Genomic DNA, 22345 nt, shown 5'->3' on the forward strand with positions numbered 1-22345 from the left:
ATATTATTAGATAAAGGTTGATAATTTCAAATAATAAGCGTTTGTCGTTGTTTTGTAGTTACATTTTTCTGACGAACGAAAAGAAGTTTTGTCGTCCTTTTTGAAAGACTCCCAAGAGGGGCGCGCACAAATCCTGAGTCCGGAAAAGATCACAATGTAGGAGCTGGCTTGCCAGCGAAAGCGGTCTCACATCCGGCATCGATGTCGGCTGACCCGCCGCCTTCGCCGGCAAGCCGGCTCCTACAGGTGATCGGGGTGTGCACAAATCATGTGACCGGCACAGATCCGATGTAGGAGCTGGCTTGCCAGCGATGGACGTCAACGATGACGCGTGCTGTCTGAATGAACGCGTTGCTCTTGAATCCATCGTCGGAACGCCGCCCGGAGCAGGCTCGCTCCTACAGTCTGGATGGCATGCGCCCCCACTATTTCGAAAACCGCCTCGCCCCCGCCACACAAAGAATCACCGCCACCGTCACGCCCAACATCCCGATGCTCACCTGCTCATGCAGCAGCGTCGCCGCCAGCGCCAGCCCGAAAAACGGTTGCAGCAACTGCAACTGGCCGACGGCGGCAATCCCGCCCTGGGCCAGCCCGCGATACCAGAACACGAAGCCGACCAGCATGCTGAAGACCGACACATAAGCCAGGCAGACCCATGCCGATGTCGTAATGCCCGAGAACGAAGGCGGGGCGAGGTACCAGGTCAACGGGATCATGACGGGAAGCGACAGCACCAAAGCCCAGGAGATCACCTGCCAGTCGCCCAGGGTTCTCGACAGCTTCGCACCTTCGGCATACCCCAGGCCGCAGGCGAGGATCGCCAGCAACATCAGAATGTCCCCCGTCGGCGACGCGGTCAGGCCCTGGGAGAACGCAAACCCCACCACCAGCGCACTGCCCAGCACCGAGAAAAACCAGAACACCGGCCGCGGCCGCTCGCCACCGCGCAACACCCCGAACGCTGCGGTGGCGAGTGGCAGCAGGCCGACGAAGACGATGGAGTGCGCCGACGTCACGTACTGCAGCGCCAGCGCCGTCAACAGCGGAAACCCCACCACAACCCCCAGCGCCACGATCGCCAAGGGCAGAAGATAACCTCGGGCAGGACGTTTTTCCTTGAACAGCAGCAACATGCACAGCGCCAGCAGTCCCGCGATGGTGGCGCGGGCGACCGTCAGGAACACCGGGTCGAACTCCAGCACGGCCAGCCGCGTGGCAGGCAGCGAGCCGCTGAAGATCAGGACGCCGATGAACCCGTTGAGCCAGCCGCTCGCGGTCTTTTCCATCGCCAGATTTTGCAGCTTCGATGCCCGTTCCATTGCGCTTGCACTCAAAAAGTTTGCAGAGATCCATCCTATGATCGAATATCAATACAATCAAAATATTGTCATGGATACATCGGCCCATGCCTCGCTCTCGATACAAGTCACTGGTTGATAGCTTTGCCGCGGACATCCGCGCCGGACGCCTGCTGCCGGGCACACGTTTGCCGACCCACCGCCAACTGGCGACGACCGAAGGCCTGGCACTGGTGACGGCCAGCCGGGTCTATGCAGAACTCGAGGCCATGGGCCTGGTCAGCGGGGAAACCGGGCGCGGTACCTTTGTCAGGGAAACCGCGTTGGCGCCGGGTTCGGGCATCGACCAGAAAGACGTGGCCGTCGGCATGATCGATCTCAACTTCAACTATCCGTCGCTGCCCGGGCAGGCAGAGCTGTTGCGCAGTGCCCTGCGCCAGCTGGCGTCGGGTGGTGACCTGGAAGCGCTGCTGCGCTATCAGCCACACGCCGGGAGACAGCATGAGCGGGCGTCGGTGGCACGTCATCTGCGGGCTCGCGGATTGACGGTGGAAGCCGGGCACGTGTTGATCGTCAATGGCGCCCAGCAGGGGCTGGCCGTGACGATGATGGCGCTGCTCAAGCCCGGCGATGTGATTGCCGCCGATGCGCTGACCTATTCAGGTTTCAAGGTGCTCGCCGAAGCCCTGCACCTGGAAGTCGTGCCCATTCCCGTGACCGGACAGGGGCCGGATCTCGAGGCCCTGGAAAAGCTCTGCCGGAGCCGGCGTGTAAAGGCGGTGTACGCCATGCCGACGCTGCACAATCCGCTGGGATGGGTGATGAGTGCCGAGCAACGCGCGCACCTGGTGACGATTGCGCGCCGCCATGAGTTGCTCATCATCGAAGACGCCGCGTACGCCTTCCTGGCTGAAAACCCGCCGCCACCGATAGCCGATCTCGCCCCTGAGTGTACGGTTTACGTGTCCGGGTTATCCAAAAGTGTCGCCACCGGTTTGCGCGTGGGTTTCATCGCTGCGCCCCTCGATAAGGTGCCCGCCCTGGAGCGAACGATCCGGGCCACCACCTGGAATACCCCGGGCGTGCTGACAGCGATTGCGAGCACCTGGCTCGACGATGGAACCGTCATGCAGCTGGAAGCGGAAAAACGCCGGGACGCGCAGGCCAGGCAAGCGATCGCCGCGCAAGTGCTGGCGGGCCTTCGCTACATCAGTCATCCATCGTCCTATTTTCTTTGGCTGCCCTTGCCGGAGGACGCACGGGCCGACCAGATCGCCATGGAGCTGATGCGCGAACAGGTGGCGGTCTCGATCGCCGGGCCTTTTGCGATCTCCGCGCATGTGCCTCATGCGATCCGTTTGGCGTTGGGGTCGGTGGATCTGGACACGCTGCGCCAGGCGTTGCTGAAGGTGAAGAGGGTGGTGGGGGCTTATACGTAGCCGGAAAGCCAGGATAGCACCCCTGTGGCGAGGGAGCTTGCTCCCGCTGGGTCGCGCAGCGGCCCCAAACCCGAGACCGCGATCATTCAGACACCTCGCCGTGGAGGCGCAACCCCAAGGCGATCAACTGGCCTTCGCCGCCGAGACCGGGGAGGGCGTTTTTGCATTTAAGTTTTGGTGCCGGAGCCGGTCATGATGAAATAGCCGCCCGCTTTCGCCGTGAACGACACCTGGAACCGACATGAAGAACGCCGCTTTACTGACCTTCACCCTGCTGCTCAGTGCAGGACTCTGCAGCGCCCAGGCCGAAGCGGCCGGCGATGCGGAGGCAGGCGGTAAACTGTTCAAGCGGATCTGCGGTGGCTGCCATCAGGTCGGGGAGTCGGCGCGGGGCTCTTTTGGTCCGCAGCTCAACGGGATTTTCGGTCGCCCTTCAGGCAGCACCACGGACTACCTGTACTCCGACGCGATGAAAGCGGCCGGCATCGTCTGGACTCGCGAAACACTGACCGCCTACCTCGAAGCCCCGAAGGAAGTGGTCCCCGGGACCCGGATGATTTTCTGGGGGCTCAGTGATCCGGAAAAGGTCGACGACGTGCTGGCTTATCTTCAGACCTTTCAACCGGAGTGAGCTGGCTGAACACTCGGCGCGTGTGGTGGTTCAACCGCTGACAGACGGGCGACGCGTTTAGCCAACTAGCAATGCGTTATCGTTGACGTCCTTCGCTGGCGAGCCAGCTCCTACAGGGCCGCGAGGTAGGCGCCGAGGCGTTGTCCCATTTGCTCGCCCAAGGCTTGCAAGGCACTGAAGGGGCGGACCATCACCTCGAACTCGACGATTTTCCCCTGTTCGTTGAAGCGGATCATGTCGATGCCCTTTAACGCCTTTCCGTCAACGTTGGCGCTGAATTCCAGCACGACGCTCAACCCGCCTGCCGTCGCCAGTTCCCGGTGATAGACAAAATCCTCGAACACCTCGATGACGGTGTTGAGAATCTTCGAGACCACGACCGCTCCCAGGTAAGGTTTGTGCGCCATCGGCGAGCGGAATATTGCCTGAGGGTCCAACAGTTCGGGCAAGGCGCTCAAGTCACCCTTGCGGATCATGTCGTGCCACTGGTTCAGGGAGGCTGCGGCTTCGGGATGCAGTTTCAGTCCAGACATCTTCAACTCCTGTATTTTTATTGTTGGCCGTCCGGCGGCATTGGCATTGCCCGTCGAGTATAAGAAGCCCTGCGTGGGCGGCAAGGGGGCCAAAAGATCGCAGCCTGCGGAATGCGCGTACGACCACGAATTGGCGGATATACCCGGCTTTTGTGGCGCTGGCTTGTGTAGGAGCTGGCTTGCCAGCGAAGGCGGCCTCGAGCCATGCAGCGCCCATGCAGACGCCTTCGCCGGCAAGCCGGCTCCTACAGGGGTTTGGCGTTGACCACCCTTCATCTGTACACCGGTGATCCCTGTAGGAGCTGGCTTGCCAGCGAAGGCGGCCTCGAGCCATGCAGCGCCCATGCAGACGCCTTCGCCAGCAAGCCGGCGCCTACAGGGGTTTGGCGTTGACCACCCTTCATCTGTACACCGGTGATCCCTGTAGGAGCTGGCTTGCCAGCGAAGGCGACCTCGAGCCATGCAGTGCCCATGCAGACGCCTTCGCCAGCAAGCCGGCTCCTACAGGTTTGGCGATCTTGGCGATTGACCGGGCATCCCATGAATTGCGGGTTATTGCAGGTATAAAAAAACCCGGCAGACGAGGCCGGGTTTTTCGTTGAGTGTAGCGGTAAAACCATTCATTCATGCCGCACGGCTTTCGATCAAACGATCCGAACCATCGGCAGCCACACGGTTTTCAATCAACCGATCCGAGCCACCCTCAGCCACACGGCTTTCAATCAAACGGTCCGAGCCGCCTTCAGCGACAACCGGGTGAGTGGACGTGGCGGCAAAAGCGTTCACTGCAAAAACCGAGAAAGCGATGCTGAGAAGGACTTGGCGTTTCATGATTGTGTGCTCCGGGGTGCAGGTGTCTGGTATGGAGGCGATGTTACGCCCCGGAGTTTTTAAGAGAACTTCATTGAGTTAATGGTGACTATTGATGCCGTCAATGGCTGCATCAGCCAGGATTTACCGATCACCGATACACAGCTCGCCGGTGGCGCGTATCAGTGCCTGGCCATGCAAACCGTCCTTGAGCAGGCCGGATCGCGCCGTGGCCAGCCAGTCCTGGCAGTTGGGGTCGGTGCGATAAGGCACGAACCTGGCGTAGTGCTGCAACAGGCGGTTCTGCAGTTCATCCAGCTGAGGCCTGATCTGCTTGGCGAGGTCTGGCCGTGGCGTATCAGGCGCTTTGCCCGCCGCATGCCATTGAGCGATCAGGCCGTACTGCACCAGCTTGTTGGCCTCTATCTGTGCACCGACCAATTCGGCGACGTCATTCGGGTCCAGTTTGCGCGCAACGGCCAGCTTCCTCGCGCTGGCGATGACCTGCGCTTCCCGGGCACTGTCCTGGATCGGCTTGCCGCTGTCCCACTTGGTCAGCGCCACCAGATCGGCAATGTTCAGGCGCTCGTTCATCGTCGCCAGCAGCGGTTGCAGGCTATCGGGCGCCGGTGCGGACGTGGCGGCCTGTGCGCCGCCAGCGAACAAGGCGAGCAGGGCGCAGGTCAGCAGCTGCGGTAGGCGTGGGGAATGGAGCATTGGCAAACCTCATTGGACGCGGGATTCACAGGCAGGGGATGTGTAACACAGGTGTGGCAGGGCCGTTAAGGTGGCTGATTCATTTGCGCAGTCCGTTGCATAATGGCGCTAGGGCTTTCCACGCTTGTGCAGGTAGCATGAACGCTTTACCGGCGCGCCAAGCGACAGGCTGGTTAACGTAAACGAGTGGGTCGAACATTGATCGAACGACGTCAATTCAGCGGAGGCATGAAGGGTAAAAACCTCCGCTACCTGAATGAAAACCCTGGCCAGCCTGCGCAGATGACTCGAGCAGGCTTTTTGCTGCTCGAGCACTTCTCCCTGCCTGCGTTCACCCAGGCACTGGACACCATTGTCACCGCCAATCTGCTGCGCCCCGGGCTGTTCTCATCGCGCACGTTCGGCTTGAGTGACGCGGAAGTCGTCAGCGATCTGGGACTGGTCATCCGCCCGGATGCACGCCTCGATTCTGCCGCCATCCATGACCTGGATCTGCTGGTCATCTGCGGCGGCTACAGGACAGAACTGAAGGCCACCGAAGAGTTCATCCACCTGTTGCGATCGGCGACAGACCAGGGCGTCACGCTGGCCGGACTGTGGAACGGTGCATGGTTCCTCGGCAGGGCAGGCCTGCTCGACGGCTATCGCTGTGCAATCCACCCCGAACATCGCCCCGCACTCGCCGAAATCGCCAAGACGACCCAGGTCAGCAGCGAACCCTATGTCATCGATCGCGACCGGCTCACGGCGTCCAGCCCCTCCGGCGCATTCCATATGGCGCTGGACTGGATCAAGGGCCTGCACGACAAAGCCCTGGTCGAGGGCATCGAAGACATCCTGGCGTTCGAGGAATCTCGCTACCGGCGCATCAAGCCCACTGAAAACATCTGCGTCAGCGCGCCCTTGCGCGAAGTGGTGAAGCTGATGGACGCCAACCTCGAAGAGCCGCTGGAGCTGGAGCAACTGGCCGTCTACGCCGGCCGCTCACGTCGCCAACTCGAGCGCCTGTTCAAGGAGCAACTGGGCACCACGCCGCAGCGCTATTACATGGAACTGCGGATCACCGAAGCCCGTCGACTGCTGCAGCACACGGAGTTGTCCCAGGTCGACGTGCTGGTGGCCTGTGGCTTTGTTTCGCCCAGCCACTTCAGCAAGTGCTACAGCTCGTATTTTGGGTACAGGCCTTCCAAGGAAAAGCGCCTGGTCAAGTGACGGCCAGGGTTTAGCAAGGCGACCTGAGCCGGGATAAAACTGGCGATTACCGGCCATTCGCATAAGCCAGCGATCAGCAGGCCGTCGATGATATTGCGCAAGGCGTTCGTCCTGCTGCTGCTCCCGTTTGCCTTACAACGTTTTCAGGTATTCCACCAGGGCGTCCTTGTCTTGCGCCGGCAGCCCGGTGCCGAACGTGTGGCCCTGGTTGCCGCCGCCCTTCGCACTGACCTCGTGGCGGGTGCCGATGCGCTGGGCCTCCGGGCTCTGGGTTTCGAAGCCTGCGCGGATCGGATCGTAGACGTCATAGCCGCGCCAGAACACGGCGGGGCGTTGCTCCGGCGGCTCGAGCAGGTCGCGCAGCGTCGGCACGGAGCCGTTGTGCAGGTAGGGCGCGCGCAGCCAGATGCCGTCCAGGAAGGCGGCGATGTAACCGCGCAGCGGCTCCTCGACCAGGCCGGGGCGCTCGATGCCCATGTCCCTCACCACCTTGTTGGCTTCGATGGCAGCCTTCTCGCTCCAGGTATCGAGGCGGTCGCGGTTGGTGCCGACCTCTGCCAGTGACACTATGGTGCCAGTACGGGCCGAGGCGTGGCAGGCGGCGCAGGTGCTGTCGAATACCGCCTTGCCGCGCCCGGCCTTCGCTGCATCCACCGGGAAAGGATATTCCGGTGCCGGCTTGTTCGAGACGTAGTCCTGCAGCCAGCGCACCTGGGCGAGAAATGCGTCGTTGTCCTTGGGTGCGGCGCCGAGCAGCCCCAGCGCCGAGTCGATGATCACCGAATACGGATCGTGGCTGTCTCCGGCGAAGTTCATGCGCATGCCCTGTTCCGGCCGATACTTCTTCAGGTTCCACAGCGAGGGCATGTCGGTGGGACCGAAACTGTTGTCCATTGGCCAGCGGATCATGAAGTATTTGGTCAGGTTCATGGCGTCGTCGCGCCCGCGCCCCCAGGGCGGAAAGTCTTCGCGGTAGAGCCAGGCGAACTGCTCTTCACGCTCAAGCAGGGTCTTTTTCGTGATCGGGATGAGCAGGAAACGGTAGATCACGCTGTCGATGAAGGACAGGTCGGTGACCAGTCGGATCTCGGCCATCAGGTTGTCGGCGTTGAAGCGCGGGTCCTTCGCGCAGTCGACCAGGAAGCGGAAGAAAGCCCACAGGTTGAGCGTATGGTTCGGCCCGGTTGGCACGAAGACCGGCGCGGAATCGGCATCAGTGCGATAGCTGGCGGTGTGGCAGGCGGCGCAGTTGTTGGCGACACGCGCAAAACCGACCACCTTCTTCGAGAAGCCCACCGGCAACTCCTGGCCTTCCTCCCACGCCACGCCGAGTGAAGCATAGCCGCCGGGGCCAGGCAGCTTGTCGGGGAAGATGCGCGGCAGCACGTAGAAGATCCAGTAGGGGATGCCGGCGTCGCGCTCCGCGCCGATCGAGCCGTACTTGAAGCGCATGTCCGGATCTTTGGTAACCCATTCGGGTTGCGGCTCCTCGCGGAAGAACTTGTACCAGGTGAAGACCCCACCGCCGGCACCCAGTACCAGCAGCACGACGAGCACCGCGAGCAGGCTGCGGCCGAGGTTGCGCGCGAAGCCGGGACTGCCATGTCGGCCCGGGCCACGCGTACGGAAGGTAGGTTGCATGATCAGTCTCCTATGGCGCTCAGAAGGTCTTCAGGTGCTCGATCAGGGCGTCCTTGTCGGTCGCCGGCAGTTCGGTGCCGTAATCGTGTCCCTCATGACCGGCATTGCTGTTACCCGGTTGACGGGTGTCGAACAGGAGCAGGCGCGGGCCATCGGCCAATGCGGGTGCCGACGGCGCGGATGCCGGAAGGTCGGCGACGAAGCCCACCCGCCGCGGCTCGTACACATCGTTGCCGCGGATGAAGGTGATCGGCCGCGCGGCAGACGGCTCGAGCAGGTCGCGCAGGGTCGGCACGGAACCATTGTGCAGGTAGGGCGCGCGCAGCCAGATGCCGTCCAGAGGCATGTTGGCGTAGCCCCAGGTCTTGCGGAAATGACGGAAGCGGTGCGGATAGCCGGCGTACAGCGTGGCCTGGTTGACGGCCAGATCACGGGTGTAGGAGTCGAGCCGCGCGCGGTCGGTGCCGATCTGTGCGAGCGCAGTCACGTGGCCGACCTTCGCGCCCTTGAAGTCCTGCCCGCTGGCTCCGTGGCAGCCGGCGCAGTACTGCGCATAGAGCGGCGCACCGCGTGCCGCCAGCGCGCGGTCGATGGGGTAGGGGTAGGGCGGTGGCGCCAGATCCAACAGCCAGTCTTCCACCCGCCCGATGGCGGCGAGGTCGATCGTCGGCGGCGTGGTGCCTGTGCCGAAGGCAGCGCTCTTGTTGCGTTCCTCGGTATGGGCGTTGTTGCCGTCCCAGTGCAGCTCCATACGCCCGCCGTCGTCGCGCGTCATGCGCATGCGCTGGTTCCAGATTGACGGAAAGTCGGACGCGCCGAGCCGTTCCTGCGGTGGCAACTGCATCATTGGGAAGTTGAACAGCACCTTCGCTGAGTTGAAGGTATCGACCCGGCCCGGGCCCCATTCGGGTTGGTCGAAGACGAACTCGAAGCGCCCGCGCAGCATCAGCAGGCGCTCGCGCATCAGCGCGATTGCCACCGGATAGACCACGTAGCGGTCGAGAGGATTGAGGCCGCCGGCGAGGCGGTCGATCTCCGGCACGATGAATTCCCTGGTGAACGTCGGCCCGGCGGCGCAGTTGAAGAAGAAGATTTCGAAGGCGCGGATGTCGAAGCGGTGAGCCGGCATGCCGACGATCAGTCGCGGTTCGCCGTCGACTGCATCGCGCACCGTGCTGGTGTGGCACGCCGCGCAGTTCAGGAATACGCGGTCCAGCCCGAGATTGCGTCGCTTTGACACGCCGACCGGCAGGTCGCGGCCGGGTTCGTAGATCAGACCGAGCGAGGCGTAGCCGCCAGGCAGATCGTCAGCGCAGACCTGAGGCAGGGCCTGCCAGATCCAATAGGGAAAGCCGGATTCGCGCTCGCCGCCCGTGGAACCGTATTTGAAGTGCTCTACCGGGTCGCTGTACTGCACCGCAACATCAGGCAGGAAGCGCACTGCGGCGTAGAGGCCGCCGAGCACCAGTAGAATCCAGGGCAACAGCAGGAGCGCTCGGCCAGACCAGCGCAGCAGGGCTGGGTGGCGGGATCGGTCGGTCACCTGAGTTCTCCTTGATCCGGGTCAATGGGTGGGACGCAAGGTGCCAGGCTTGGGTAGACGCGCTCGAGTACAGCGTCGCCGCCCAGGCCCCCGCGCACGCGCGTCAGGGTTTCCAGTGCGCTCAGCATCGCCGCCAGATCGGCGGACTGGGCGAAGCCGGGAGCGTGGGCGGCGGCCGGTGGCGGCATCGGCGTTTTCAGCTGCGCGGCGGCCGTCAGGTGGTTCATCTGCAGGCGGTACAGGATGCGTTCAGCGCAGTCGGCCAGGTTGGCGCGCACGTGGCTGTCGTCGCCGTGCAGGAATCCTGGCGGAAATCTGCTCGCTGCGCTGTGGCATAAACCGCACTGCCGAACGAAAGGCAGCAGGTCCGCTGCCATCGTCATGTCGCGACCGGACGCGACATCGGCCAGCCGCGCCGGCGGCATCGGGGACCGTTGGCCTACCGGTAAAGGAACGCCGAGCCGGGCAAACAGGGGTGTCAGCAGCGCGTCTCGGCGTAGCGCTTGCGCATCGAAGGCATCGCTGTCACCCGCCAGGGTGGTCTGCGCCAGCGCGTCGATAGCGGCGTCCAGCGGGGCGAGATCCGCCACGAGCTCGAGCCTGGCGGTCGCCGGGGTATCGCCGCGCGCGCGCGTCAGCCACAGCCTGCGGATGCCTTCGCCACGGGCACTGCGCACACCATCGGCGTGCTCTGCGAGGGTGAAGCCGATCTCCGCGGCGTCTGCGCGCGGCGTGCCATGGCCGAGTGTGATAGGGCCACTATGGTCAGCACCTGGCAGGCTCAGGCGGTCGATGCTGCCCGCGGCAATGAGTCCACCCTGCAGGCTGAGCCGTGCCAGCAGGCGGCTGCCCTCGGCACCGTCGCAGTCGAGATCGAGCCGGGCAGTGCCCACGCGCTCGCGACAGATCAAGGTGACACTGTGTAGCGGCGCATCGGGTGCGGCGGCGAGTTGCCGGCCCAGCAGGCCGATATCGGTTTGCGAGAAGAACAGTGACAGAGCGTGGACGAAGCGGGCAACGTCGGCGCTATCTTGCCCGCGCCAGATCGCCAATGGCGGGCGCAGCGCCAACGGGTCGAACGCGGCGCCGATGTCGGCGATGCGGCGGGCGGCCAGGCCGTTCGGTAGAGCAGCAGTGATTGTGTCGGAAAGGTCGATGGCGGAGAACGGCTGACGGTTGGGCAGTTGAGGGTCGGGTAAGGGCAGGCCGGACGGCCAGCGCGCACGCCAATGGGTCAGTAGGGGTTCGAGCAGATCGCGCCGGGCGGTCGGCGTGTCGAGCGTCATCGTGCGGCCGCCGCCGAGTCGGTAGCGCAGCGCGACGCGTAGAGCCTCGGCGCGGCAGGCGATGGCCTTCGCGCGCGTCGTCGCGGCACAGCCCTCGCGCCACAGACGCTGGGCGAGGGTGAACTGGTTGGAGCGGGCAGTCGCGGCGTCGATCGCATCCGGCAAGTCCACACCGTGGCGCCAGGCGATGCCGTAATAGGGTTGGCCGGTGGCTGCCAGGCGCGCAGCCACGGCCGGACTGGCGGAGGTTTCGTCCCAGGAGGGGCGCGAGAAGATCGGCGCGGCATTCTGATGACAGGCCAGGCACAGCGCACGGTTGGCATAGCGCAGCGTGGGACGATTGTCCGCGCGGTAGTTGTGCACGACCTGGAACTCGAAGCGGCCAGCGGTTTCATTGTAGCTGATCACCTCTAGCGCAGCGGCGCCTTCGTGGTAGCCGATATACAGGCGGTCCTTCAGGTAGAGGTGACCGGCCGCTGCAGCGGCGGGTGGTTCGCCCGTGACGGCGGCGACTACGCGCGGCTGGCGAAACGCCTGTATGTCCGCCACGGCGGGGCGCTGCAACGATCGGCCAAGCGGAATCAGCACCACGGTCAATCCTCCCGAAGCCTGGTTCGCATCCAGCTCGGCACGGATGCGCCCGAGCAGGGCCGCGAACGGAAAGGGCACCACTGCCTCCCCCGTCGGCCCAGGCGGACCGAGCAGGATATCGAACAACGAGCGTCCGGCCGACGGCAGGCGCTCGCCCGGCGTTTCGGCCGCCTCCAGCGGCGTGGAGGCCGGCGTTTCACCGGCCATGACAGACAGCGTCGCCAGCCAGCCGAGCAGCGCCAGCGTCGTCATCTGCCATGCTGTCTGGGCCATCATCCGCTGCGGGTTACTGGCCGCCGGGAGCGCGAGCGACCTGCGTGCCGGTCCAGCAGTCTTCCTGTACCTGGCCACTTTCCATGAACGCATCGCGGGCGCGCTCAGCGATCTCCTTGTTGTACAGCACAAAATTCACCACGAAGCTGCGGTCCATGTAGGCGCGGCCGAGATAGAAACCGGGATGCACCATGCGGATCTCGTCGCGGACCGCGAAGCCGTCGCGCCCGGCTATCATGTCTGGCAGACGACGGTAACCTGGCAGATCGTCGGTGAAGGCGTAGTCGATGATGATCGACTCGCGCCGGCTGTCGAGCAGGCTTTGCCCGCAGTACAGCTTGGCCGGGAACAGCAGCCATTGATCCTTGCCGTCAACCTTGATGGACTGCAGCGGTTGGTCGGCGCTTTCCTCGACCAGTCCCAGCTTCTTCAGCGTACCGAGATCCTCGATGCGATTGCGCAGCAGGCGCTCGTCGCGATAGAACACCTTGCCCTTCCACAGGGTTTCACCGACCAGGTCGAGCTTGTGCCCGGCCACATTCACCAATAGCGCCCGCAACCCGCCACCGGCGATTTCCGACAGGCGCAGTTTGCCGCTACCACCGCGCGCAAAGAACAGGTCGCCTTCGAAAGGCCCGTCCGGAATCGGCCCGGCTGGCAGCCGGGCATAGATCTGGTCGACCTGCTCCTGATCGAGCAAAGACAGGTTCTTCGGTGTGATCTTGTAGAGATCCTTCGGCGACAGCGGGTACTGGTATTCCAGCTGGGCGAAATCCGGTTTCTCGGAATAGCCTTCGCCATAGGGGGCGAAGCTGATGTCCGGGGGCTTTTTGTCGGAATCGAAGAACCCGCAACCGGATCCGCCTAGGGCGATGACGGTACAGATGGCGAAGGTGGCGATCCTCATGGCGGCTCCCCTTGCACTTAGAAGGTGGCAAGGAAGGCGATCAGCGCCTTCTTGTCTGCTTCGGACAGATCCTCGCCGAAGCGGTGACCGTCGTTTTCGATCTCGGCGGTGCAGCTGCTGTAGATCTGCTTGATCAGATAGGGGCGTGCCTTCAGTGCCGCCACCAACGCATTCGGCTTGCCGACCAGTTCGCCGGTGATGACCTTCAGGTCGGCGAGCACCTTGGCGCCGGTGTCCTTGCCGAAGCGTTGGGTCAGACTCGCTTCGAGCTCCTGTGGCGCGGTCTTGGCGCGCACCAGATCGACGATGAAGCGCTTGTGCTGGAAGTTGCCAATGGTGCCGGCGGTGACGCCGCGGCCGTCGATTTCGCTCGGGATGGTGAGCTCGAAGCCAAGCAGCATTTCCTTCGCGGTGCCGTCCCACAGGCGTGGGCCCATGCGCAGGGTGACATCCTCGCTCAGCAAGGTAACTTTCGGGATGCGCTGCGCCGGGTTCAGCAACTCCTGCATCGACATCTTGTACAGCCGGTAGCGGCCCTCGACGCTGGGGTCGTATTCGAAGCAGGCCGGTTGCTGCTCGGCGGGCAGCAGCTTCACGCTGCTGCCGTCCACGTAGCGCGGGCGCATCGCATAGAAGTCGTTCGCGGCGTGCTGCGGCTTGCCGCATAGCTCGGGGCCGAGCGCGTTGTTGTGCAGGAAGGGTGCGTGTGCCCACAGGTTGAGCAGTGAGATGTTGCGATAGTGGCCGCGCCCGCCGTCTCCGGGCTCTTTGACATTGGGGTCGGGCGGCTGCGCACGCAGGGTCTCGGAGCCGTATTCCTGCCAGATGTGGCCGGTCATGTGGTTGGAGTGCAGGGCGCGGCAGCGGAAGGTGCCGACTTCGGAGACCGGGGTGCCGCGGTCGTTGCCCAGCCAATCCTCGCGCATGCCGCTGCCGAGGTCGATTTTGTGGAAGTCGAGACTGGCGAACTGCCCAGTCGCCGCTTCCGGCTGGCTGGAATGGCAGCGTGCGCAGGTGTTGGCGAAAATCTCCCTGCCACGCGCTACCGCATTGTTGCCGAATTCGCGTTCAAGGGTGTCGATCAGGTCCTGCTCGGTATAGCGGGCGTCCGGTGTCGTGGCGCGCAGCTGGTTTTCGCGCGCGGCACGCAGATCGGTGGCGTGTGCTTCGGCCGACATGAAAAAATCGAGGATGTTCGGCAGCCGGTCCTCGATGGCGCGGAAGTTGGGACAGTCGCGCCGGCACTGGCCGATGTTGAACGGCGTCTGGCCGAAGCCGCGCTGCTGCGGATCGATTTGGCGCAGGTCGGAGAGGTGGTTCATCCAGCACTGTTCCGAGCATGAACCGATGTTGAAATACACGCGCTGGATCGCCTCGAGCGCGCCGATCGAGTCTTCGCCACCCTTCAGGATGTGGTGCACGGTTTCCGGAGCGAGGGACTTCTTCCAGCACTTGCCGTCGCGTCCCGGTTCGCACCAGCAACGGGTTTCGTCGCGGTCGTCTCCGCAGGCGTCAACCTTGCGCCATTTCAGCACCTGCTCGTCGGCGAAGGTCGGCCGTTTGGCGATGTTGATCAGAGCGTTGATCGTGCCCGGGTTGTTCAGCTGGTCGGTCGGTATCGCCGAGGTGTCGCTGGCGCCGGGTCGCGCATGGGCGAACATCTGCCATTCCAGCGTGTTTGAGGGCATGCCCGAGACCATGATTTCGGAGATGCGCGAGTACTGGTTACCGACCAGGCCCTTGATGTTTTCCCACTTGGGATTCGCAGGGTCAGCGGGTGGGTTGAGCGGATCGAAGGCGATGTGGCAGGAGCCGCAGGCGGTGCCTATCAGGAAGGGCGGCTCGATGGCGCCATCCTGCAGGTGCGAGCGCGCCGCCTCGCCGGCGCCGGCGGCCGCAATCGGCCGGTTGTAGCCTTCCCAGCTGCCGGGGTTGCCATTGAGCCGCTGCCAGGCCGCCTTGTCGAAGCGCGGGTTGGGAAACTTGCGAATGCCGAGCGCGCCGGTGGAAGTGCCGAATTTCAGATCGCAGGCCGATTGGCGCTGGTCGGCTGGCCCATGCACGTCGCCTTCCTTTAGGAGCGCGTCGCGAAAGTCGCATGCCGGATCGGTATAGCCGCTGCGTCCGACGTAGCCGAGCATCTCCTCGTCGCCCGGGCACCAGTCCATGCCGTAGGTCTCATCCAGGCTCTTCGCCGGGCAGTCCGGCGAGCCCGGTGTGCAGCAGGCCGGATCATTGATAATGCCCCAGGCGCGGAAGCGGTCGCCGCGCTGGTCGCTGCGCAGTACGCGGTACCAGTCGATCAGTACGCCGACGCGCTGCTGGAAGACGGAGGTATGGAAACGGTCGTTGCCTGCCGTGGCCTTGAACCAGATCAGGCGGCCGGCGCATTCCGACTCGTTCAGCCCTTCGCGTGAACAAGCCTCAAAATAGGGCGCATCCTGCGCGTGCACACTGCGTGTTTCGGCCGTCGCCTGCGCGGCCGCGGTCAGCGGGATGGCAATGAGGAGAGACACCAGGAAGGGAATGACAACGAGCAGCGCACGCTTCATGGAGCGACCTCCTTGCGGTCGGACCAACATTAAGACACGACGGGAAGCCCCCGAAGCACTGCTGGTGACAACGTTTGGGTCATTGACTGCACCCGGCGAGAGGAGAGATGCAGGAAGGCGTACTGTCGATCTGCAAAGCGCATCGCACCCAAGGGCGATCCGCCGTTCAGTATGTCCAATTAAGGCTTAGCAGGCCGCGGCCCATTTGCAAGAAATTTTACATTGCTATTTGTCGGGCATGCAGGCACGCCTGTATTGCGCCAGCGACCTCGTGGGCAGTGGGGGAGGCGCCCGGCCGGTAGAGGGGTCGACTAAGTCCAGGTTCAGTTCCTGGATTGGGGTGATCCGTGTGCGTCCGGCCTGTTCATTTACCCAGTCTCGCAAAGCCAAGACACGCATGACCTCCCAGTACTAAAGGAGGTGCCAATGAACGCCAAAGGACCATTCCAGTCTGGCGTCATAGGTTTAGGCTCAATCCCACGATCAAAAGATACCGGCTGCGATGGCCCCTCCACCTCTGCATCTTAAAACACTGTTCGCCTGAACACTTGATGCAGCACCTCTCCCGCTGAACTTCGTCAATGACGCCAATCGGGACGAGCCTCACAGCCTGCGATATGAATAGAAGACCTCACCTGATTCCGGGTCTCCAGAATAAAAGAGGATTTATCATGAGCAGCACCTTCTTCATTCCATCCGTGAACATGATGGGCATTGGCAGTCTCGACGAAGCCATGCTCGCCATCCGCAAATACGGTTTCCGTAAAGCCCTGATCGTCACTGATGCTGGCCTGGCCAAAGCCGGCGTGGCCGCCAAGGTAGCCAGCCTTCTGGCCCAGCAGGACATCAACTCCACCCTGTTTGACGGCGCCAAACCGAATCCGACGGTCAGCAATGTCGAGAAAGGCCTTGAGCTGCTTGGTCGCAGCGACTGTGATTTCATCATTTCCCTGGGCGGCGGTTCACCCCATGACTGTGCCAAGGGCATTGCCCTGTGCGCCGCCAACGGTGGGCACATCAGTGATTACGAAGGCGTGGATCAATCCGCCAAGCCACAGATGCCGTTGATCGCGATCAATACCACCGCCGGCACGGCGAGTGAAATGACCCGCTTCTGCATCATTACCGACGAAGTCCGGCACGTGAAAATGGCCATCGTCGACCGTAACGTCACCCCACTGTTGTCGGTCAACGATCCTTCGCTGATGGCCGGCATGCCCAAAGGCCTGACCGCCGCCACCGGCATGGACGCGCTGACCCACGCTATCGAAGCCTACGTGTCGACTGCGGCAACGCCGATCACCGATGCCTGTGCGCTCAAGGCCGTGGAATTGATCTCGGCCAACCTGCGCACCGCCGTTGCCCAGGGTGACGACATGACCGCCCGGGAAAATATGGCCTACGCGCAATTTCTTGCCGGCATGGCCTTCAACAATGCTTCGCTGGGCTATGTCCACGCCATGGCGCACCAATTGGGTGGGTTCTACGACCTGCCCCATGGCGTGTGCAATGCGATCCTGCTGCCCCATGTCGCCAGCTTCAACGCCAGCGTATGCCCGGCCCGGTTTAAAGACATCGCCAACGCAATGGGGGTCGACACCCAGCCTCTGGATGCGGAAAAAGGCGCCGCCGCGGCCATCGCCGCCATCCGTAAACTGTCTTCGGATGTCGGTATTCCGAGCGGCCTCGCCGAACTGGGCGCCAAGGCCGACGACATCCCGATCCTGGCAACCAATGCCATGAAGGATGCCTGCGGCTTTACCAATCCCCGTCCCGCCAGTCAGGATGAGATCGAGCAGATTTTCCATACCGCGATGTAACCGGTGTGACGTGACGCCAGCCAGATCAACAGCCCCGCCTTCGGTTGAAGTGCGGGGCTTTTTTTGGGGGCTTCACGTAGGGGCGAGCTCGCTCCTACAAAGGGGACCTTACTGCGGCCACTGCTCAAGCAGTATCGAGACGAATTTTTCTGCTGCCGGGGAGAGTGACGCACCTCGTCGATAGACAAGCCCCAACGAACGATTGACCACAGGTTCGATGAGCGGAACGCTCACCAGCGTTGGATGATCGCCCGCGGGCATAGCCAGGCTCGGCATCGCCGACACCCCCAGACCCGCTTCGACCAATCCCAGCGACGTAGACAGATGCTGCACTTCGTAGAACCACTGCGGACGCCAGCTCAGTCCAGATAGCGCATGGTCCAGCAGCATACGGTTGCCGCTCAGACGCCCGACGCCGATCAGTCGGTAGTCGCTCAGCTCGGACCAGCTGACCGAGGCGCGTTTCGCCAGTTCATGATCCCGTCGACAGGCCAATACGAACGGTTCGTTTACCAGCGGAACGAATTCGATGTCGGGGTGCTGGCCGCTCATCATGTTGATACCGAAGTCGGCTTCACCACGCAGCACCGACTCCAGGCCTTCATTAGCGCTCAGGTCGAGCAGGCGGATGCGGATTTTCGGGTAGCGTTCGTTGTAAATCCGAATGACCGAAGGCAGGAAATAAAACGCCGCGGTGGGGATGCAGGCCAGGGTTACACGGCCGATCTGGCGTTCTGCCAGCTCGCGAATATTCAAAATGGAATCGTCGAAATCGTCCAGCAACCTGCGCGCCTTGGGCAAGAAATCGCGTCCGACGCTGGTCAGGCTGACTTTGCGCGTGGTGCGATCGAGCAGGGCAGTGCCCAATCCCTCTTCCAGCTTTTTAATCCGCCGACTCAACGCTGGTTGAGAAAGGTGAAGCGCATCGGCGGCTTCGTGGAAGCTGCCGAGTTCGGCGATTTTCACGAACGACCTGATGTCCTGAAGCTCATATTCCATCGTCATCCCGTCTTCGTAGGCCGCTGAATGAGAGATTGGACCTTAAGATTTTCTTTTGTGAAACGCAATAATCGCTTCGATCTTTGCATTGGAAACACCATTATTTCCCTGTCACTCTTGTTTGCAAGACATCAATTACTCCGATTGATCAACAAGAGTGAGTGACCATGCAACGAATTCCTTGTGTGCTAATGCGCGGCGGTACTTCAAAGGGGCCGGTTTTTCTCGCATGGGATCTTCCGGTTTCCATTGAACAACGCGATGAGCTGTTGCTCTCGGTAATGGGCTCCGGTCACGAACTTGAGATCGACGGCATTGGCGGCGGCAGCCCGCAGACCAGCAAGGTGGCCATCGTCAGCCCTTCGTTGCACCCGGATGCCGATGTGGATTACCTGTTCGTGCAGGTCATGGTTTCCCAGCGCCGGGTGGATACTGCCCCCAATTGCGGCAACATGCTCTGTGCGGTCGGGCCGTTTGCCATCGAGCAAGGCCTGGTCAAGGCGGGCGGCAACTCCACCCGCGTGCGGATCCGCAATCTCAACACCGGCACCTTCGTCACTTCTGATGTGCAGACCCCTGGCGGCAAAGTCAGCTATGAAGGCGATACCGTCATCGATGGCGTACCGGGCAGTGCAGCGCCGGTGCAACTGACATTTCTCGATGCCGCGGGCAGCAAGACCGGCAAGCTGTTTCCTACCGGCAATACCCAGGATTGCTTCGACGGCATTGCGGTGACCTGCATCGACATGGCGATGCCGATGCTCATCATCGAGGCGCGCCATTTGGGCAAGCGCGGTGACGAGACACCGGCCGAACTGGACGCCGACAAAGACTTTCTGCAGCGCCTCGAAGCCCTGCGTTTGCAGGCGGGCAAGGCCATGGGGCTGGGTGATGTCAGCGACAAGGTCATCCCCAAGCCTGTACTGGTGTCGCCGGCCAAGGCGGGCGGCACGGTGCAGGTTCGCTACTTCATGCCGCACAACTGCCATCGAGCGTTGGCCATTACCGGTTCCATCGGTCTGGCCACGGCCTGTGTCAGCGAAGGCAGTGTGGTCATGCAGATGCTGGGTTCCAGCGGTGAGCCGCGTTTGCAACAGGTACGAATCGAGCATCCGAGCGGTGGCATCGACGTCGTACTGTCCTACACCGGGAATAAGGGTGAAACGATCCGTGCCTCGGTGGTTCGTACCGCGCGAAGGCTGTTTTCCGGCTTTGTCTACGCCCCTGCTTCTCAACGACTCGCCGGGTAGTCGTCCCGCGTAGTCACTGTTGTCCCGCATCAACACAATTCCAAAAATGGGTGATGCCATGAAAGTCATAAAATCGCTCTACTTCCAGATCCTCTGCGCCGTACTGCTGGGCGTCGTCGTTGGCCATTTCTGGGCTCAACAGGCCATTGCCCTCAAGCCGTTGGGCGATGCCTTCATCAAGCTGATCAAGATGATGATCGCCCCCGTCGTGTTTTGCACTATCGTCACGGGCATCGCCGGGATGAGTGACAAACGCTCCCTGGGTCGCTTGCTGAGCAAGACCATGCTGCTGTTTCTCGGGTTGACGGTGATCAGCCTGATCATCGGCCTGGTGGCGGTCTACCTGTTCAAGCCGGGCGCGGGCATGAATATCGATCCGAGCCAACTGAGCACCGCAGGGCTGTCTCAATACACGGAGTCGGCAGCCAAGCTTGGGGTGGTCGAGTTTTTCATGCACATCATTCCCGAGACGTTCATCGGTGCGTTCAGCAAAGGCGAAGTGCTACCGGTGTTGTTTATCGCAGTGCTCTGCGGTTTTGCCCTGTCATCCCTGGGTGAGCGCGGCAAACCTGTGCTCGATGTGCTCGAAGCTGCATCGCAGATGGTCTTCAAGATCTTTTCCTACCTGATGCGCTTTGCGCCGATCGGTGCCTTCGGGGCGCTGGCGTTCACAGTCGGGCAGTACGGCATCACCTCGCTGGGTTCCTTGGCGAAGTTGATCATGACGTTGTACATCGCCTGCGGTTTCTTTGTCTTCGTGGTGCTTGGCAGCATTTGCCGCGCCCATGGTTTCAGCCTGTGGAAGTTGTTGCGCTACCTGCGTGAAGAGTTTTTGGTGGTGCTGGGGACATCCTCCACCGAACCGGTGATGCCTCGCATGCTGGAAAAACTCCAGGCGCTGGGTTGCAAGAAAGGGGTCGTGGGGTTGGTGTTGCCGACGGGGTATTCGTTCAACCTCGATGGCACGGCGATCTACCTGTCGCTGGCGGCAATCTTTATTGCACAGGCCTGCAATATCGAACTGACCTTCACCCAGACCCTCACCATGCTGGCAATCATGCTGCTGTCCTCCAAGGGCGCAGCAGGGGTCACTGGCAGCGGGTTTGTGGCACTGGCCTCCACGCTGACGGTGATCCATGACATTCCGCTGGCAGGCCTGGCCTTGCTGATCGGCATCGACCGCTTCATGTCCGAAGCACGTGCGCTGACCAGCCTGGCCAGCAACGCCGTGGCGACCGTGGTGATCTCGATCTCCGAGAACGCCTGTGACCGTCAGGTCCTGCTCGATACGCTCGACGGAAAAGCGCCGACGCCACTGGCAGAGGATCAGGCCTGGGAACCTGTCGAAATCGCCCGACACAGTGAGTACCGCCACCCATAAACCCGTTCGTCACTACCCTCTACCAGACGTCACTGACTGTGGCGTCTAGTAGTCTCGGGATCGTTCATCTGTGCGTCGGTCTCGCCATCAATAACAACAAGAGAGATGCCCTATGCTCGCCTTACTCGGCCTGGCCATGGTGGTAGCGTTCACCTACCTGATCATGTCCAAGCGTTTGTCGCCGATCGTTGCGTTGACCGTTGTGCCGATCGTGTTTGCCTTGATTGGCGGCTTTGGCGGGACCACCGGGAAAATGATGCTCGACGGCCTGAAAATGGTTGCACCGTCGGCCGCGCTGCTGCTGTTCGCGATTCTGTTTTTCGGATTGATGATCGACTCGGGACTGTTCGACCCGCTGATCCGCAAAATTCTCAAGCGGGTCAACGGCGACCCGATGAAAATTGCCATCGGCACCGCGCTGCTGTCATTGACCGTGGCGTTGGATGGGGACGGCACCACCACTTACATGATCACCTGTGCGGCGATGTTGCCGCTGTACAAGCGCATCGGCATGAACCCGATGATCCTGGCAACGATTGCCATGCTGTCGCTGAGCATCATGAGCGGCTTGAGCCCTTGGGGTGGCCCGGCGACCCGGGCGATCGCCGCGCTGGGAGTGGATGCCGGAGACTATTTCATTCCGTTGTTGCCGACCATGATCGGCGGCGCCGCCTGGGTGGTGTTCACGGCGTTTATGCTGGGACGCGCCGAGCGCAAGCGGATCGGCAATACCCTGCTGCAGAGTGGCGGTGGTGACTGCTACATCAAGGCCATTCTGGAAGACACTCCGCACAAGCGTCCGAAGCTGGCCTATGTGAATCTGCTGCTAGTGATCGGGGTAATGATTGCGCTGGTGATGGGCCTGGCCCATTCGGCGATATTGTTCCTGATCGGTTTCGTCCTGGCGCTGATGATCAATTACCCGCAACTGGACATTCAAAAGGAACGCATCCTCGCCCATTCCGGCAATGCCATGACCGTGGTGCTGCTGGTGTTCGCCGCCGGTGTCTTCGCCGGCATTTTCTCCGGCACGAAAATGGTCGATGCCTTGGCACAGACGCTGGTGGAGTGGATTCCACCGTCCTGGGGACACCTGTTTCCGCTGGTGGTGGCGATTACCAGCATGCCGCTGACGTTCGTGCTGTCCAACGACGCCTATTACTTCGGCGTGGTGCCGATCCTTGCCAACGCGGCTGCGGCCTACGGCATTGACCCCGTGGAAATTGCCCGGGCGTCGGTCCTCGGCCAGCCGGTCCACCTGATGAGCCCGCTGGTCGCTTCGACCCTGCTGCTGGTGGGCATGGTCGATCGCGATATCGGCGACTTCCAGCGTGCCACCGTGAAATGGGCGGTACTCACTTCCCTGGTGATCACTGCGTTGGCCTTGCTGACCGGGGCCTTGACGCTGTTCGCCTGATCCACCCCTGACTCACCACTCGATCATTTCACGCGCCCGGCC

At 62.3% G+C, this 22345-nt stretch carries 16 protein-coding genes and 1 pseudogene; 7 read left to right on the forward strand and 10 right to left on the reverse strand.

All coding sequences use genetic code 11. The features are described 5' to 3' along the window. Positions 1-425 precede the first annotated feature (425 nt). Positions 426-1322: a DMT family transporter gene (locus F8N96_RS32510; protein ID WP_150801262.1), complete on the reverse strand. Its 897-nt coding sequence runs from the start codon at positions 1320-1322 to the stop codon at positions 426-428. 86 nt (positions 1323-1408) lie between these two features. Here F8N96_RS32510 and F8N96_RS32515 point away from each other — a divergent pair, with 86 nt between their 5' ends. Both F8N96_RS32515 and F8N96_RS32520 read left to right on the forward strand, forming a co-directional pair. Beyond that, positions 1409-2740, forward strand: coding sequence for a PLP-dependent aminotransferase family protein (locus F8N96_RS32515; RefSeq protein WP_150801263.1), 1332 nt, complete (start codon positions 1409-1411; stop codon positions 2738-2740). Between the two features lie 241 nt (positions 2741-2981). Continuing rightward, positions 2982-3371, forward strand: coding sequence for a c-type cytochrome (locus F8N96_RS32520; RefSeq protein ID WP_150801264.1), 390 nt, complete (start codon positions 2982-2984; stop codon positions 3369-3371). Positions 3372-3481: 110 nt separating this feature from the next. Here F8N96_RS32520 and F8N96_RS32525 read toward each other — a convergent pair whose 3' ends face one another. The 3 genes and pseudogenes from F8N96_RS32525 to F8N96_RS32540 form a co-directional block, all read right to left on the reverse strand. Beyond that, the gene (locus tag F8N96_RS32525) at positions 3482-3904 is read right to left on the reverse strand and encodes a nuclear transport factor 2 family protein (RefSeq protein WP_150801265.1); all 423 of its coding nucleotides are present in this window, start codon (positions 3902-3904) and stop codon (positions 3482-3484) included. A 627-nt stretch (positions 3905-4531) separates the two neighbouring features. Next, positions 4532-4735, reverse strand: a pseudogene (locus F8N96_RS32535) (hypothetical protein); the annotation flags it as partial. Between the two features lie 123 nt (positions 4736-4858). Then, entirely contained in the window at positions 4859-5431 is a 573-nt protein-coding gene (locus F8N96_RS32540; RefSeq protein WP_150801266.1) for a chorismate mutase, read from the reverse strand. Between the two features lie 198 nt (positions 5432-5629). Between F8N96_RS32540 and F8N96_RS32545 the strand changes: the two genes are divergently transcribed. Continuing rightward, positions 5630-6643 (forward strand): GlxA family transcriptional regulator, encoded by a 1014-nt coding sequence (locus F8N96_RS32545; RefSeq protein WP_191635401.1) that lies wholly within the window; start codon positions 5630-5632, stop codon positions 6641-6643. 132 nt (positions 6644-6775) lie between these two features. Here F8N96_RS32545 and F8N96_RS35825 read toward each other — a convergent pair whose 3' ends face one another. Genes F8N96_RS35825 through F8N96_RS32570 form a run of 5 tightly spaced genes read right to left on the reverse strand, consistent with a single transcriptional unit; the run spans position 6776 to position 15436 of the window. After that, the gene (locus tag F8N96_RS35825; protein ID WP_150801268.1) at positions 6776-8284 is read right to left on the reverse strand and encodes a c-type cytochrome; all 1509 of its coding nucleotides are present in this window, start codon (positions 8282-8284) and stop codon (positions 6776-6778) included. Positions 8285-8303: 19 nt separating this feature from the next. Then, positions 8304-9827, reverse strand: a complete 1524-nt coding sequence (locus F8N96_RS32555; protein ID WP_150801269.1) for a c-type cytochrome — start codon at positions 9825-9827, stop codon at positions 8304-8306. Beyond that, positions 9824-11977 carry a hypothetical protein gene (locus F8N96_RS32560; protein WP_150801270.1) on the reverse strand — a complete coding sequence of 718 codons (2154 nt, stop codon included), beginning with the start codon at positions 11975-11977 and terminating at the stop codon, positions 9824-9826. The genes F8N96_RS32555 and F8N96_RS32560 overlap by 4 nt, the downstream gene beginning before the upstream one ends. A 13-nt stretch (positions 11978-11990) precedes the next feature. Beyond that, entirely contained in the window at positions 11991-12884 is an 894-nt protein-coding gene (locus F8N96_RS32565) for a hypothetical protein (protein WP_150801271.1), read from the reverse strand. Positions 12885-12901: 17 nt separating this feature from the next. Continuing rightward, positions 12902-15436 (reverse strand): hypothetical protein, encoded by a 2535-nt coding sequence (locus F8N96_RS32570; protein ID WP_224789573.1) that lies wholly within the window; start codon positions 15434-15436, stop codon positions 12902-12904. A gap of 671 nt (positions 15437-16107) precedes the next feature. Here F8N96_RS32570 and yiaY point away from each other — a divergent pair. Further along, a complete protein-coding gene (yiaY, locus tag F8N96_RS32575; RefSeq protein ID WP_150801272.1) occupies positions 16108-17256 on the forward strand; it encodes an L-threonine dehydrogenase in 1149 nt (382 codons plus the stop codon). Positions 17257-17364: 108 nt separating this feature from the next. On the opposite strand, the gene F8N96_RS32580 is transcribed toward yiaY, so the two are convergent. After that, positions 17365-18255, reverse strand: a complete 891-nt coding sequence (locus F8N96_RS32580) for a LysR family transcriptional regulator (RefSeq protein WP_128871177.1) — start codon at positions 18253-18255, stop codon at positions 17365-17367. A gap of 167 nt (positions 18256-18422) precedes the next feature. Here F8N96_RS32580 and F8N96_RS32585 point away from each other — a divergent pair, with 167 nt between their 5' ends. The 3 genes from F8N96_RS32585 to F8N96_RS32595 all read left to right on the forward strand — a co-directional run bounded on the left by F8N96_RS32585 (position 18423) and on the right by F8N96_RS32595 (position 22303). Next, entirely contained in the window at positions 18423-19505 is a 1083-nt protein-coding gene (locus F8N96_RS32585) for a 4-oxalomesaconate tautomerase (protein WP_150801273.1), read from the forward strand. A 46-nt stretch (positions 19506-19551) separates the two neighbouring features. Next, positions 19552-20886, forward strand: a complete 1335-nt coding sequence (locus F8N96_RS32590) for a dicarboxylate/amino acid:cation symporter (protein WP_150801274.1) — start codon at positions 19552-19554, stop codon at positions 20884-20886. A gap of 112 nt (positions 20887-20998) precedes the next feature. After that, a complete protein-coding gene (locus F8N96_RS32595; protein ID WP_150801275.1) occupies positions 20999-22303 on the forward strand; it encodes a CitMHS family transporter in 1305 nt (434 codons plus the stop codon). Positions 22304-22345: the final 42 nt, after the last annotated feature.

This window comes from Pseudomonas fluorescens (assembly GCF_902497855.1).
GTDB lineage: Bacteria > Pseudomonadota > Gammaproteobacteria > Pseudomonadales > Pseudomonadaceae > Aquipseudomonas > Aquipseudomonas fluorescens_BI.